Genomic DNA, 13,697 nt, shown 5'->3' with positions numbered 1-13,697 from the left:
TTTCGTATCAATTGAATCTATTATATACCAAAAGAGGATCAGACCTTAAGCCATGCTTGCTGTCGGTCTGACTACAATCTCATTTACGTCCACCTCTGCCGGCTGGCTAATGGCAAACAAGATACTTTGCGCAATCGTCGAGGCGGGAATGGATATGCGCCGATACTCTTTCATGAGATCACGTGCTTCTTCATCAGAAATCGTATCCGCGAGTTCCGATTCCGTCACGCCTGGTGATATAAGGGTTACGCGGATATCTCCGCCTACTTCCTGTCGCAACCCCTCCGAGATGGCGCGGACTGCGTATTTGGTTGCACAATACACCGCTGCCGTTGGTGACACGGCATAGGCTCCAATAGAGGCGATATTAATAAACTGGCCGAAACCCTGCTTTTTCATGACGGGTAGTCCAGCCGCAATGCCATGCAGAACACCACGAATGTTAACATCTATCATGCGATTCCACTCATCTACCTTTAACGCTTCAAGGGGAGATAGCGGCATGACTCCAGCGTTATTTAAAATAACATCGACACGTCCATAGCGAGTTAGAGCGAGGTCAACGATGGTTTGCATCTCTTCCAATCTGGTAACATCCAGCGAATGATACTCCACTGATCCGCCCTCCAAACGAATGGAGGAGGCCAATGTCTCCAAACGGTCCACACGCCTAGCTCCAATAACTACATGCGCTCCATGCTGTGCAAGCAATCGAGCTGTTGACTCACCAATTCCACTACTCGCACCGGTAATCACAACAACTTTCCCTTTTACATTGGACATATTATATCGCTCCTTATTTGGTTGTTATTGTACATTTTCTCTATACAAAACCATGCCTGCATGATACAAAACGCCGTCCCTGAAGTCTCCATCCGCTGTAAATCCCGTATCATCCACGTATTCTATATGTTCCCCATGAACAACATAGCAACCCTGATATGCACTTTGCCGATCTCCTCTTGCTTCATCATATCTACCGCAAGGAAGAAGTTCGTGTCTGATATATCCATCCTTTGTGACCCACATCCCCACATACGGGTGTTTGGGTTCTTGTTGGTCGCCCATTGAATTGCGCTCCATTGTTTCTCACTCCTCTCTGCTTCAAAAGATTCCGTTGCTTATCTCCATTATGTAGAGGATCAGTCGTTGTACGATAGAAAAATCCCGCAGTATTCTTGCCTATTCCTCCAGCGCGTTTTAAAATAATAGTAATAGTGGTTTACAAGGGGGCTGCAATTCATGTTTATCAAAACCAATGAAGCAGATACAGGCATCACAGAGCAGCAGCAACAATTGGCTCAACTTATTGAGCATTTCACCCCAAATGACGGGATACATCCAACAGCAATTCCATCCCTTGCCTTAATCCGTGCCTCCGAGATCTCACAACCCATATATTCCGTTCATCAGCCTGCCCTCTGCATTGTCGCTCAAGGTTCCAAATTAGTTATACTCGGCCGCGAGAGTTACACCTACGACCTGTCACAATATTTGGTAGCTTCCGTAAACTTGCCTATTTCAGGGCAGGTTGTAAAGGCTACAACCAAACATCCCTATCTATGTATTCGACTGGATTTTGATTCAGGGCAGATTTTCGATCTGATTCAGGATACGTCTTCTGCACAACCCAAACCTGACCATTCAACACGAAGAGGATTGTTTGTTAGCTCAACCAAACCTTCCCTTCTTGAAGCCGTGATCCGATTGGTTCGGCTGCTGGACACACCTGAAGACATTCCCGTTCTTGCCCCTATGTTTATCCGCGAAATTCTATATCGTATTATTCAGGATGAACATGGACATTCCATCAAGCAGTTTGCTATTCAGGACAGTCATGCACAGCACATCGCCAAGGTGATCGAAGTCATCCAATCTGATTATGCTAAGCCACTTCGGATTGAACAACTTGCTGCCATGATCAACATGAGTTCTTCCTCATTACATCATCATTTCAAAGCTATTACCGCCATGAGCCCTTTGCAATTCCAGAAACAAATTCGATTGCATGAAGCCCGGCGAATGCTGCTTGCAGGTTCAACTGATGCCGCCGACGCTGCGTTCCAGGTTGGCTATGAAAGTCCGTCTCAATTCAGCCGGGAGTATGCCCGCATGTATGGTCTCCCTCCCAAAAGCGATATCAAACGACTTCGTCATACACTCGATATTAAATAATAGAAACAGCAAAAAGACCCGCGTCATCATGACGTGGGTTTTCGGATTCATATAGGCAGCAGCGCCATCAAGAGAATAGGTTCTGTTTTTCAAAAACAGACAACTGATTCTCCCCGCTAATAGGACATTCATCAGGATACATACTTCGTTTCTCCAACTTCTCGTCGATAAAATCAACCACCTGCTGTAGCGAAGCAATCTGGGCTTCAACTTTCTTCCGGTGATTCACCAGCATCTCCCGTTCATCCGGGAAATCAGCAAGATCGGAATCCATGGACATTTGTAAATAAGGCTTCATTTCCTCCAGAGACATCCCTGTTTTTTTCAGGCAAGTGATCAACTTCATCGTGTGAATATCTTCCAGGCGGTATACCCTATGCCGATTGACCTTGCGTTCAGCTCGAGGAAGAAGTCCAATTTTCTCATAATAACGAATTGTATCTTCCGATAATCCGGCCTGTTCTGACGTTTCTTTAATGGAGAACAATTCATTTTCGCTCATCATATGGGCCTCCTCCACTTTCATTTCTCTCCATATTACAACTTGGAGTCAGCTCCAAGTCAAGCATGATCGGCTCTCCTATCTCCCCCCTTGACTTGGAGTCGACTCCAAGTTATAGAATGAGCGCAGCATACAGATTCGTTCTGTAATCTCATTTCTTCTGGAGGTATATATGAATATACAAAATCAGCTTCGCACCGCTCTCATCACAGGGTCAACGTCAGGAATTGGTCTTGAACTGACACGCAAGTTACTGGCTGAACAATGGCAGGTCATCGGTCTCAATCGTTCCACTTTCCCGACTGACGATACCGATATTCAGAATGCATTACGATCAGGCCAGCTCCGGTTGGTTCAGGCCAACCTGACCAACTACGACAGTCTGAGAACGGCACTGGATCAGATTAAATCCGATACCGATTCGATCGATGTTTTATTTAATAATGCAGGAGGTAGCGCTGCTGAACTTCGTTTTTCTGATCAGGGGCATGAAATGCACTTTGAACTTCAGACGGTAGTCCCTCACATCATCTACATGGATTTAGTTGATCTATTGCTCAAAGGACAGATGAAAACCGTCGTTAATACCTCTACCACTGCTTTCAAAATGGTCAAACAATTCGATCTGAACATCCTGGAACGACCAGCTGAATTCAAAAAGCTGTTTGGTCCCTATGCCATTTCAAAGCTCGGTTTATCCCTATGGACACGCGAGGTTGCCAAGTCTGCCAGTGCGGGTGGCATACAACTGCTAAGCGTAGATCCCGGTGGAAATAATACGCTAAGGGGCAACAAAACATCCGGCCTGCCCTTCTATATCAAACCCATTATGAAATGGTTCTTTCCCCATCCAAGTCATGGCGCTTCATTGCTCTACAGTGCGACTTTATCACCCACCAGACATGAATCCGGTACATTTCTGGTGAAAAATAAGGCGACAGCACTTCGTTTCACAGAGCAGGGCCCTGCCGTTCTCCACCGGGTAAACGAGATTTATGAACAGCGTTTCCGTACACTGTAGTCAGGAAAGCCCCCAACCAACCCAGCTTAATCATGATGGATGTTGTCCCTCATATTATCCAGGCCCTGATTCATAGGTGTAAACATAACGATACCATGTCGCGTGTGCCATGGGACTGAATCTGGAGGGATAACTTCATGACCAAAGGACAGCAACCAAACGAAAAACCATTTATCATCCCGCAACCCATTCGCAGTGATGGCGCAGGAGGACCTGATCTGGGACCGAGAGACGTCATGAGAGATATACAAAACCCCGATATGCTGGTACCTCCGGCAACCGATAACGGGTTATTGCCCAATCTGAAAATGTCTTTTTCCGATACCCATATGCAATTGAACCATGGGGGTTGGTCACGTGAAATCACCGTACGGGATCTCCCTATTGCCACTACACTGGCTGGTGTGAACATGAGCCTGACACCGGGAGGTGTACGGGAATTGCACTGGCATCAACAATCGGAGTGGGCCTATATGATCTGGGGAACGGCAAGAATCACTTCGGTAGATCAGAACGGACGTAATTTTATTGCGGATGTCGGGCCTGGCGATCTTTGGTTTTTTCCAAAAGGTCTGCCTCATTCCATTCAGGGACTGGAGGATGGTTGTGAATTTCTGCTCGTGTTTGATGATGGCTCCTTCTCCGATCTGAATACGTTATCCATATCCGATTGGTTTGCCCATACACCACCAGAGGTATTGTCTGTCAATTTCGGTGTGCCCGAATCTGCATTTCAGTCGATGCCAAAGGAACAGGTCTACATTTTCCAAGATACCGTTCCGGGTTCCATCGAAAGCCAGGAAGTTCAGTCGCCATACGGTACCGTTCCTCTCACATTCAAACACCGATTGCTGGCTCAGGAACCGCTAATTACACCTGGCGGAAGCGTCCGGATTGTAGACTCCACCAACTTCCCCATCTCAACTACCGTTGCAGCCGCACTTGTTGAGATCAGACCTGGTGCTATACGTGAACTGCACTGGCATCCCAATGCAGATGAATGGCAATACTATCTGACAGGACAAGGAAGAATGACTGTCTTTGGAGGCAATGGCATTGCTCGCACATTTGACTATCGGGCTGGAGATGTCGGATATGTTCCTGTCGCAATGGGACACTATATAGAGAATACCGGCACAGACACTTTATGGTTTTTGGAAATATTCCGAAGTGATCGATTCGAGGATGTATCGCTGAATCAGTGGATGGCGTTAACCCCGCAGGATCTGGTCCGTGACAATCTGAATGCGCCGCCTGAGTTGCTCAATGCCTTGCGTAAAGTAAAATGGCCTGTCGTTTAATCTAGTATGTATATCTATCATTTAAGCTGAAATGGGGTAATTGTCAGAGAATCCCACTATATAAGGAGGAATATGAAAGATGAGAGCCGTTACGTTTCAGGGAATCAAGGACATTCAAGTCAAAGAGGTTGAAGATCCCAAACTGCAACAGAAGGATGATATTATCGTTCGTATTACTTCCACAGCTATATGTGGATCCGATTTGCATATTTACCAGGGAGCCTTGCCTGCTGCAAAAGATTACGTTATCGGTCATGAACCGATGGGCATAGTAGAAGAAGTAGGTCCGGAAGTGACACGTGTGAAGAAGGGGGACCGTGTGGTCCTGCCTTTTAACATCGCCTGTGGTGAATGCTTCTATTGCAATCATGACATGGAGAGCCAGTGCGATAATTCCAATGGCAATCCGGATATTCATACAGGGGGTTATTTTGGGTTCACCGAACGCTACGGAAATCACCCCGGAGGTCAGGCAGAATTATTGCGTGTTCCCTACGGGAACTTCACTCCGTTTGTGATTCCGGAATCCTGTGAACTGGAAGATGAAGCCCTATTGTTCCTGTCCGATGTTCTTCCAACCGCATACTGGAGCGTCGAGAATGCCGGAGTTAAACCGGGAGATACAGTCACTGTACTCGGTAGCGGACCCATTGGGCTGATGACGCAGAAGTTCGCCTGGATGAAAGGTGCCAAACGCGTTATTGCTGTGGATCGCCTGCCCTATCGACTGGAGAAAGCCAAACGTTTGAACGATGCAGAGATCTTTAATTTCGAAGATTACGATGATATGGGTGAGCACATTCGCGAGATTACACAAGGCGGAACCGACGTTGTTATCGACTGTGTAGGTATGGATGGTAAAAAGAACATGCTGGAAGAAATCGGGCAGAAGCTGAAACTTCACGGCGGTTCACTGAGTGCGATTGAAATCGGCATGAAAGCGATCCGCAAATTCGGTACACTCCAACTTACGGGTGTATATGGCTCTTCCTACAACATGTTTCCGTTAGGTAATTTGTTTGAACGCAATATCAATCTTAAAATGGGACAAGCTCCTGTTATACATTACATGCCTGAATTGTTCCGCAAAATCACTGCTGGTGAATTTGATCCAACGGAGATCATCTCCCATCGGATTTCACTGGAGAATGCAAGCGATGCATACCGCATTTTCAACGATCATGAAGACGAATGTACCAAAGTTATACTAAAACCCTGAACCGTCGCTTTGATTATCAATATGCAAAATAAAACAAGTAGAACTACCTATTCAAGGTACTCTGCTTGTTTTATTTTATCAACATTCACATTCATCCTGTTACCGTTGCATAAACTGCTCAGCTAAATGGTCCTTTACCTAATCAGATATGAGCCGGTTTAATCGCTTGGATATACACACTTTCTCCTTGGAAGCTGTCAAGCTTCCCGTTCTTGGTCACTTCAAAATCGAAAAATTTTCTAATGATAGACGGTGCACTCAACATGCTTGCTTCAAGCTCCCCTCTCTCCCGTTCCGGCAGTGCTGCACGGTTACACCATTCTTCAAACTTAAAGCGTTTCTGGAAGGAAACCATCGTTACCATTCGGAAGCCGGCATACTCCAGCATATGAATCCATTCCGTCTTGCGCCATGCTCGAACATGGCTTGCATCCCGGCACTTCTCCACTTCATTGTAAAACTGGTCATTCTCATCACGTTCAGGTGCCACGTTGTCAATGAATAACAACCTTCCACCGGGCTTCATAACTCGTAATGCCTCATGAACAAACGAAGAAACATCCGGAAAATGGTGGGCAGCAATTCGGCAGGTCACTAGGTCAAAGACATCATCATCGAATGGCAGCTTCTCTGCATCCCCGGCTACAAAATCTACATTACCGTGTCCATTCCCCTGGATAAATCGTTCAGCTACCTGAAGCATTTCTTCCGTTAGATCGAGGGCTGTCACCCGCTGAACAAGTGGAGCCAATGCATTAGCGACATGCCCTCCCCCTGTGGCGATATCCAGCACGTTCATATCCGGAGTAGCTTGAGATGAAGCCACGAGCAACGCGAGATCTTCACCTTTGGCATGCCCCGAACTCGTCACGTATTTACCTGCATTTTTCGCAAACTGCTTCTGCACCTGACTTTTGATTACATCAGACATTCCAATTCCCTCCGCATAAGTTTCATCAGACGAAACATAGTTTCAAAATATAATTATATTTAGTTTACCACACATGAATGTAAAAGCTAAATAAGCATTTTACACAAATACGGAAGCAACTTTCCACTACCTGACGAAAAAGCTGAAATAAAAAACATCTCCCAAGTGAATTTCACCCAGGAGATGTTTCTTATATCTGTTACTTCACAAGCGTTGGTGACTTCTTCCACAGTCCCAGAATCAGACCGGAGATCACAGAACCAATTGCAACAGCGAGCAGGAACAATAATGCGTGGTTCGCCAGTGCTGCAACAAAGATGCCGCCGTGCGGAGCTGGCACATTAATGCTCCACAATTGTGTCAATCCGCCAGCAACAGCGGAACCCAGAATACAAGAAGTCAATACACGCAATGGATCAGCCGCAGCAAATGGAATTGCACCTTCTGTAATGAAAGAAAATCCAAGTACATAGTTAGTCAGGCCTGATTTGCGTTCTTGCTCTGTAAATTTGGATTTGAAGAACGTTGTTGCAAGTGCAATCGCCAGAGGAGGCACCATACCGCCTGCCATAACCGCTGCCATCCATGCACCGTCTGTGTTACCACTGGATGTGAACACACCAATGGCGAACGTGTAAGCCGCTTTGTTGAATGGTCCACCCATATCGATGGACATCATGCCGCCAAGCAGCAAGCCCAGCAATACCGCATTACCTGTACCCAGGTTACCTAGTGCATCTACCAGCCAGGTGTTCAGGGAACCAAAGATTGGATCAAAGACATAGAAACTGATGGCACCTACGATCAGCAAACCAAATACCGGATACAGCAAGATTGGTTTCAAGCCATCAATCGCTTTTGGCAATCCTTTGAACAACTTACGGAGACCAATAACTACATAACCCGCCAAGAAACCGGCAGCCAGACCACCAAGGAAACCGGCGTTTGAGTTAACTGCCATCAATCCACCGACCATACCAGGCATCAGGGCCGGGCGATCACCAATACTCATCGCGATAAATCCGGCAAGTACCGGAATCAGGAAGTGGAACGCACCTGTTCCGCCACCGATCGTTTGAAGCAGCTGGAAGAGGGGATTATCCTCGCCCGCAAGCTGTTCAATAAGGAATGAAATAGCCAGGAGGATTCCTCCACCTACGACAAACGGAAGCATATGTGAAATCCCGTTCATCAGATCTTTATAGATTTTGCTACCTACACTGATCTTACCAGTGTTTGCGCCATCTTCTTTGGCATTTCCGCCTTGGCTGTGATAGATCGGTGCGTCACCGTTAACGGCTTTGCGAATCAGCTCTTCGGATTTACGAATTCCATCACTCACCGGTCTTTGCAATACCGGTTTGCCATCGAAACGTGCCATCTCCACATTTTTGTCTGCGGCAACGATAACCCCTTTGGCGCGGGCAATCTCGTCAGCAGTGAGAACATTCTGTGCGCCTTCGGAACCGTTCGTCTCTACGCGAATATTGATGCCCATTTCCTGAGCTTTCTTTTTAAGTGCATCTTCAGCCATAAATGTATGAGCTATACCTGTTGGACAGGCTGTAACCGCGACAACAAAATCTTCCGAATTTGCATCACCTACAATCACACCAGAAGTATTCTGTTGCTGACCAGTAGTAGAAGCGGATGCGGCATTGGCAGCTTTTTCAGCTTTTGCTTTCTCTTTGGCTGCTTCCTTCTCTGCTGCTTCCGCCTGTTTGGCATCAAACAATGCACTGACTTCTGCAGGTGTATCTGTGCTCATCAGTTGTGAGATGAAATCGCTATCAATCAACAACCTCGAAAGAGCTGCAAGCGTACGCAGATGGGTATTACCTGCGCCTTCTGGAGCCGCAATCATGAAGAACACATGAGCTGGCTGATCATCCAACGCTTCAAAATCAAGCCCTTTTCTACTCTTGGCAAATACAACCGTTGGTTCATTCACTGCTGTTGTCTTGGCATGTGGCATCGCAATTCCGCCACCGATCCCCGTGCTGGATTCAGCTTCTCTTTTATAGATCATTTCCTTGAACAGGACCGGATCATTAATTCGTCCGCTTCGGTTCAGGCTTGAAATCAGTTCATCAATAGCCTCATCTTTGGTTGTGGCTTGCAGGTCCATGATCATGGTTTCCTGGATCATCAAGTCTGTTATTCTCATCTTGGTACACTCCCTTAAGTTCAGTCGGCCCGCGTAGGCAGGCCTCACTACATTACAATTACAATTACAATGAAAAGCTTTTATATGTCTTTTAAACTAGATTGTCGTAATGGTCACTTGATTGCGTAGTTCATCAATCAATTCACGTGTTGCCAGATCATCCGAGAACGCAGTCGCGCTTCCAGATGCAACCCCTGTGCGGAAAGCTTCCAGCAAATCTCCGCTCTGTACATAAGTACCTACGAATCCGCCAATCATGGAGTCACCGGCACCAACCGAGTTTTTCACAGTGCCTTTTGGCACATTAGCATGATGAACTTCCGCTTTGGTAATGAATAGTGCACCCTCACCTGCCATGGAAATCAACACATGTTTAGCACCGGCTTCCAGCAACTTACGCCCGTATAACACCAGTTCCTCACGTGTATCAATCGTTACACCGAACAGTTCAGCCAGTTCATGATGATTTGGCTTCACCAGCAATGGTGCATGTTCAAGAGCTTCCATTAACGCAGGGCCAGTTGTATCAATCACAAATTCGGCACCCGTTTGCTTGCATACTTTAATGAGACGATCATAAAAATCCGTTCCAAGTGAAGGAGGCACACTTCCGGAGAGGATGACAATATCTCCTTTTTCCAATGAAGACAATCTGTGAAGTAGCTGCTCTGCCTCTTCGGCACTAATTGCAGGTCCAAGACCATTAATCTCTGTCTCTTCTCTATGCTTCAGCTTGATGTTAATGCGAGTATCGTCTGCAATTGTGACAAAGTCTGTCCGAATGTTATCTTCTTGCAATTTGTCATTAATGAAACGTCCAGTAAATCCACCAAGGAAACCAATGGCCGTGTTATCTGCTCCAAGTTGATTCAGTATGCGAGAGACATTAATGCCTTTGCCGCCAGGGAGCTTCAAATCCCGATTCATTCGATTCAATCCGCCAAGTTTCAGCTCATCCACTTCCACGATGTAATCAATGGACGGGTTAAGTGTTATCGTATATATCATCGTTATCCCTCAATTATTTTAGTTTTCTGGGCGATTCCAGGCCGCCAGTGTTCTGGCATCTGCTCAGTAATCAAATCGGCCTCCTCCAAATCAAACAATTTGGCAAAAGTAATTTCCCCTATTTTGCTGGAATCAGCCAGCACATAAGATTTTCCCGATAATTGATGTGCACGCCTTTTAATCAAGGCTTCCTCCGGATCCGGTGTTGTATACCCCATTTCGGGATCAACTCCGTTGCTTCCAAGAAAACATTTATCAAAACGGAAATTATCCATGTTCTGTAATGCGATACTGCCAATGACTGCTTTTGTATGAATTTTCATCATACCTCCGAGCAAATAACTGCGAATACGTTTGCTTACCAAAGCTTCAACATGTGAAAGTCCGTTAGTAACAACCGTTACGTCTTTAGCTTCAATAAAAGGAATCATGGCTAACGTTGTCGTCCCTGCATCCAGATAAATGCATTCGCCATTTTCGATCTCCTGTGCAGCCAAACGGGCAATCGTCGTTTTTTGTTGAATGTTTTTGAACGTTTTTTCTTCCATGCCCGGTTCCAGCGTTTTTTCATTCACCAGTGCGGCACCGCCGTGGATGCGTTTGAGCATCTGACGACTCTCCAGATCGATCAAGTCACGCCTAATCGTTGATTCAGAAGCACCCAACACATCAACTAGTTCTTGCAATTTCACAATTCCCTGTAAATGTAAGCGCTCTATAATTGCAGCATATCGTTCTTCAGTCAGCATCTTCATTCCTCCAACTGCTTCTATAGTATCATAATCCACTCAAAAAACAACCAACTTCATTCAAAATAATTTAAAAACATTCAAAACCCGCATCTTTTGACTTATTTTCTTGTCCAATTGTCCCTTTCTCTCTTCATGTTTTTAAAGTAGGAACTCCGTGCCCTTCGTGTCTCCATTAAAAATCCTGCAGCTTCCAGCGCTTGATGCGCGGTGTTGCAGGATTTTGCTTATCATGGGAACTTTATGACGTTTATGACTCTACAACCATTGCATCAGGTTTGAGTTTAAGCCATTTTCCATCTTCATTAATAAAAGCCCCCTTGAAGCGGCCCATCTCCAATTGTTCAATCAGCCTCTCCTCGTCCATGACCAGAATCTCAGCGAGCTGCCCCGAGGTGTAATAATGAGCGGGATTGTAATCGAGCAGCACAGGAACAGACGTATCATATAGTTCTTTGATCAGATTCTCAAAGGAATGCCGACCCAGGTTCTCCATATCTCTATAAAACTGCAAATGTTGGGACACCATATTACGGAAAGATTTATTCTCCAGATGCATCCACAACGTATTGCAGGCCTGAACACTCATATGATTTTGTTCCACATCGTAAAATTGAACTTCTTCAATCTTCATGTATTTCTCTTGAAATGCTACGATCTTAATCAAAGGTACATTTCGTTTACGCGACGCTTTCTTCAAATGGGCTCTAAATTGTTCATAGTTCATTTCATTCATCTATTATCCCTGCCTTTAACATGTTCCAACCGACATTTTACAACAAATTAAAGGCAAGTGTAACCTTCATCATATGAAAAACAAAAAAACGTGCAGCATCAGATGCCACACGTTCACAATATTATAGAGTGCAATTACTCAGCGAGGGGACCACTTTTCACCCATGTAGCCGTAAATTCCTGTTCTTCATACGCATAGAATTGCTCCAAAATAATCTCCCGATCATCGAGGAACAACTGATCCGCTATAGCAGAGACCAGTTTCGGCACTGCACTCTTGGTCCCCGATATTGCCGATGCCGACAGACCACAGCTGGCAAGTGCAGAGTAGTTGAATACAAATAGTCCGTGCAACGCTTTCTCACCCTGTTCACTTCTGCTTGTCATTGCAAACCCGGAACTCAGGTATGGATGTGCGTCCAGCAACGCATTGCGATGCCCTGGTGGAGCTTGGTAACCGTCCTCCCAACGCGCGATGTATGGCTCCACAAGCTTCAGCTCAGGACGGAGTGCCGGATCACTGAGAAGCCCTGTGCTAATAATTAGAAAATCAAACGTATATGCTCCCTGTGCCGTATGCACTATCGTGCCTTGCTCCGTCGCTTCCACACTCAGCCAAGGCGAATTCAAATGCAGTTCGAATCCAGGCCAGGCTGCCGCACGATTAAACGTATCGTTAGTTGGCGGTTGATTGAATTTGAAGAAATGAGAGATCACTTCATATTTATCAGCAACCGGAAGAGCGTGGTATCGCTCAATCATACCGGATTGTTCCATCTGACGAATGGGATTAACACTTGGCAGTTGTTCCCGTCGTACAAATACATGAGCTTCCGCCACACCGGTGGCAAGGGCATAACTCGCATTATCGAATGCAGAAGCGCCGCCCCCAAGCACAGCCACCCTTTTACCTTTTAACTGATCAAAATCAATCGCTTCCGACGTATGGGCATACCGATCCCGAGGTAATCTATCCGCAATCATGGATGGCACATGCCACTCTCCACCACCTTGTATTCCCGTAGCAAACACTACTTTGCGAGCAAGGATAACGTCCATCTGAGTTCCTGCCTTGTTCACATGAAGTCGATGTATTCCGTTCTCTATTGGCTCAACCAGCGTTAATTTCACCTCATTAAACACAGGCAGATTCAGCACTTTCCGATACCAGCGTAAATAATTCATCCAGTCTCCACGCGGGATCTTATCTACCTCTTCCCAACCATCGGGCCCCACCTGTGCTTCCCACCATGAGCGAAAAGTTAACGAGGGGATACCCAGATCGATGGAAGTCAGATGCTTGGGTGTGCGCAAAGTAACCATGCGTGCATAAGTCTCCCAAGGTCCTTCAAGCCCCGATGCATTCTCGTCAATAACAACAATATTGGATATCCGCTCGCGAAGAAGTCCAAATGCTGCCCCTAATCCACTCTGGCCTCCGCCTACAATGACAACATCATAGACATGACCATCCGCATGTTCTCTTGGGCGTACCCAGTTCGAACCACCAAATGACAAATAAGCTAGATCTTTCTTCACACGTTCATTCAAATCTTCCAGGCTCATGATTCATCAACCCTTTCAAGGACACATATGAACTAGTCTTTCTTTGATTATTTGATGTAAGTTTGTTGTTAGTTATATTGAGGTTAATTGTGCTTTCACCTTGTATTTCTGAAATATATTAGCGTTATTATATGAGTTATCCGAGATTATTTGAAGTTCGCGGCAGCTTTATTGTCATCAACACTAAAAATATCTAACATGCTTGTTAATATTCACGAAATACCTAATTAGATGGTACCTTCCTCTTTTGATGTGCTTCCTTTTAGACGGAAGATTTGCAGAAAACAAAAAAAGACAGACCAAGATGTAACCTTGGTCTGTCT

At 45.7% G+C, this 13,697-nt stretch carries 13 protein-coding genes; 4 read left to right on the top strand and 9 right to left on the bottom strand.

Features of this window, described 5'->3' with window-relative positions; genetic code table 11:
• Positions 1-45: 45 nt before the first annotated feature.
• The gene (locus NST33_RS09710; protein WP_221823286.1) at positions 46-783 is read right to left on the bottom strand and encodes an SDR family oxidoreductase; all 738 of its coding nucleotides are present in this window, start codon (positions 781-783) and stop codon (positions 46-48) included.
• 24 nt (positions 784-807) lie between these two features.
• Positions 808-1,083 (bottom strand): Atu4866 domain-containing protein, encoded by a 276-nt coding sequence (locus NST33_RS09705; RefSeq protein WP_221823284.1) that lies wholly within the window; start codon positions 1,081-1,083, stop codon positions 808-810.
• Positions 1,084-1,242: 159 nt separating this feature from the next.
• Here NST33_RS09705 and NST33_RS09700 point away from each other — a divergent pair, with 159 nt between their 5' ends.
• A complete protein-coding gene (locus tag NST33_RS09700) occupies positions 1,243-2,175 on the top strand; it encodes an AraC family transcriptional regulator (RefSeq protein WP_221823282.1) in 933 nt (310 codons plus the stop codon).
• Positions 2,176-2,242: 67 nt separating this feature from the next.
• On the opposite strand, the gene NST33_RS09695 is transcribed toward NST33_RS09700, so the two are convergent.
• Positions 2,243-2,677, bottom strand: coding sequence for a MerR family transcriptional regulator (locus NST33_RS09695; RefSeq protein WP_260632914.1), 435 nt, complete (start codon positions 2,675-2,677; stop codon positions 2,243-2,245).
• Positions 2,678-2,849: 172 nt separating this feature from the next.
• Between NST33_RS09695 and NST33_RS09690 the strand changes: the two genes are divergently transcribed.
• The 3 genes from NST33_RS09690 (at position 2,850) to NST33_RS09680 (ending at position 6,218) form a co-directional block, all read left to right on the top strand.
• A complete protein-coding gene (locus NST33_RS09690; protein WP_339307755.1) occupies positions 2,850-3,698 on the top strand; it encodes an SDR family NAD(P)-dependent oxidoreductase in 849 nt (282 codons plus the stop codon).
• A 137-nt stretch (positions 3,699-3,835) separates the two neighbouring features.
• Positions 3,836-4,999 carry an oxalate decarboxylase family bicupin gene (locus NST33_RS09685; protein ID WP_221823276.1) on the top strand — a complete coding sequence of 388 codons (1,164 nt, stop codon included), beginning with the start codon at positions 3,836-3,838 and terminating at the stop codon, positions 4,997-4,999.
• A gap of 79 nt (positions 5,000-5,078) precedes the next feature.
• Positions 5,079-6,218 carry a zinc-dependent alcohol dehydrogenase gene (locus NST33_RS09680; protein WP_074094414.1) on the top strand — a complete coding sequence of 380 codons (1,140 nt, stop codon included), beginning with the start codon at positions 5,079-5,081 and terminating at the stop codon, positions 6,216-6,218.
• A 142-nt stretch (positions 6,219-6,360) separates the two neighbouring features.
• On the opposite strand, the gene NST33_RS09675 is transcribed toward NST33_RS09680, so the two are convergent.
• The 6 genes from NST33_RS09675 to NST33_RS09650 all read right to left on the bottom strand — a co-directional run bounded on the left by NST33_RS09675 (position 6,361) and on the right by NST33_RS09650 (position 13,374).
• The gene (locus NST33_RS09675) at positions 6,361-7,149 is read right to left on the bottom strand and encodes a class I SAM-dependent methyltransferase (protein ID WP_221823274.1); all 789 of its coding nucleotides are present in this window, start codon (positions 7,147-7,149) and stop codon (positions 6,361-6,363) included.
• A gap of 199 nt (positions 7,150-7,348) precedes the next feature.
• Positions 7,349-9,316, bottom strand: a complete 1,968-nt coding sequence (locus NST33_RS09670; protein ID WP_339307752.1) for a fructose-specific PTS transporter subunit EIIC — start codon at positions 9,314-9,316, stop codon at positions 7,349-7,351.
• A gap of 96 nt (positions 9,317-9,412) precedes the next feature.
• Positions 9,413-10,324 carry a 1-phosphofructokinase gene (gene pfkB, locus NST33_RS09665; RefSeq protein ID WP_221823270.1) on the bottom strand — a complete coding sequence of 304 codons (912 nt, stop codon included), beginning with the start codon at positions 10,322-10,324 and terminating at the stop codon, positions 9,413-9,415.
• Positions 10,325-10,326: 2 nt separating this feature from the next.
• Positions 10,327-11,073 (bottom strand): DeoR/GlpR family DNA-binding transcription regulator, encoded by a 747-nt coding sequence (locus tag NST33_RS09660; protein ID WP_017689448.1) that lies wholly within the window; start codon positions 11,071-11,073, stop codon positions 10,327-10,329.
• Positions 11,074-11,323: 250 nt separating this feature from the next.
• Complete coding sequence (locus NST33_RS09655) at positions 11,324-11,809, bottom strand: hypothetical protein (protein ID WP_339307749.1); 486 nt, start codon at positions 11,807-11,809, stop codon at positions 11,324-11,326.
• Positions 11,810-11,943: 134 nt separating this feature from the next.
• Positions 11,944-13,374: an NAD(P)/FAD-dependent oxidoreductase gene (locus NST33_RS09650; RefSeq protein ID WP_221823252.1), complete on the bottom strand. Its 1,431-nt coding sequence runs from the start codon at positions 13,372-13,374 to the stop codon at positions 11,944-11,946.
• Between the last annotated feature and the right edge of the window lie 323 nt (positions 13,375-13,697).

The sequence above is a fragment of the Paenibacillus sp. FSL L8-0435 genome (assembly GCF_037965655.1).
GTDB lineage: Bacteria > Bacillota > Bacilli > Paenibacillales > Paenibacillaceae > Paenibacillus.
The sequence above is the reverse complement of the archived record's forward strand: the minus strand, read 5'-3'. Positions and strand labels throughout refer to the sequence as shown.